A 1,480-nucleotide genomic window follows, 5' to 3' on the forward strand; every position below is an offset into this window, starting at 1 on the left:
CTGTGCCTGTGTCTGATTGCGATTGCGATGTTCTAGGCAGCTTTACATCAAATTGATTAAAGATATGTAGAATAAAACCCGAGCAGTCAAACCCTTTGCTCGTTGTKCCTCCCCATTTATAAGGAGTTCCAACAACCTCGCTTATGGAATCCGTAAGCACTGACTTGTCCGACTTATCTGCAAGCACGCTTCCTCCTCCAGTAAGCAGCAGCAAGCAGGATAACAATAAAATAAAACCCTTCTTCAAAACAACTTCTCCCTTCGGTGCCTACGAGGTTAGCTTATGGGTTCGGTTGAAGATCCCTATGCTTAAAAACATACATTAAGCAATTCACCCTGGGTGGTTCCCCCGTTTCCGATATACAGAACTCGGCATGTCAATAAACCTTATAGTATCGTTAAATTCGATTTTTTTTACCATAATCCTGCAATTGGTTTATTAGAATACTTTCATTTTTCTTCATTATTATTATTTATTTAGCTGCTCACAACATGATTTTTGTCAAAGGTGCTGGTTTTTTTGTAATTAAAATAGATGAATTTCCAAGCACATTTTCAAAATATAACGGTTTAAACACAAAAAAAGAGTATCCATATTTTCATACAGTTACTCTTTCTAGTTAAGCAAGTTTCGCCAAAATATCGACCTTCTGCCAAGAACGTCTCCTCCATCTGTAGAACATCAGTAATGCTCTTATCCATTCATCGATTGAAAAGGCCAGCCATATTCCTACCAACCCCATGTCGAACACAATCCCGAACACGTATGCCAGCGGCACACTAATCCCCCACATGGACACTAACCCGGCAGCAACTGGAAATTTCACATCTCCAGCCGCATTTAGACAACTGATAAGCACCATGTTGCAAGCCCGAGCCGGCTCCAGCATAATCGATAACAACATGAGCTGCTTGCCTAACATTATAATTTCCGCATCATTAGTAAAGAGGCTGAGCAATAGACCTGAGAAGCTATAAATACAAATACCAAGCGCAAGCGAAATGACGAACGCCAGCTTCAAACTTTGAATACTGGATCGATAAGCATCATCCTTCTGATGGGCTCCAATCAGATGTCCAACAATAATTTGCGTTCCTTGACCTATTGCCATTGAAAAAACAAAAACAAAAGAAGTTATGCTCTGCGAATAAATTTTTGTCGTTAACGCTGCCGTACCGATCAGCGTGACTAGATATGTGATTACAACCTGTGAAAGATTATAAGAAACATGCTCACCTGCCGAAGGAATACCTAGTTTAAATATAAGGCCAATATTTTTTCTTTGAAACTTAAATGGACTAATCAAGCCAACCTTATACTCCAAGCTTCGAATACATAAAATCAAATAAGCGATCATCCCTATGGTACGGGTTATCCATGTAGATGCTGCTACTCCTTCTACGCCTAAATTAGGTAAGCCGAAGGGCTCCATCAGCACCAGATAATTTAAAGTAATATGCAGTACATTTATCCCCAATG

General features: G+C 39.8%; 2 protein-coding genes and 1 riboswitch. Both genes read right to left on the reverse strand.

Annotation, left to right across the window (positions count from 1 at the left end; all coding sequences use genetic code 11):
* Positions 1-247: C40 family peptidase (locus AC1DSE_RS35160; protein ID WP_477529111.1), on the reverse strand; the 247-nt coding region annotated here is incomplete at its 3' end.
* Positions 248-250: 3 nt separating this feature from the next.
* A riboswitch (cyclic di-AMP (ydaO/yuaA leader) is annotated at positions 251-385 on the reverse strand.
* A gap of 235 nt (positions 386-620) precedes the next feature.
* Positions 621-1,480 (reverse strand): MATE family efflux transporter (locus AC1DSE_RS35165; RefSeq protein ID WP_477529112.1); only part of this gene is annotated, 860 nt, incomplete at its 5' end.

This window comes from Paenibacillus sp. 01L418, assembly GCF_056400045.1.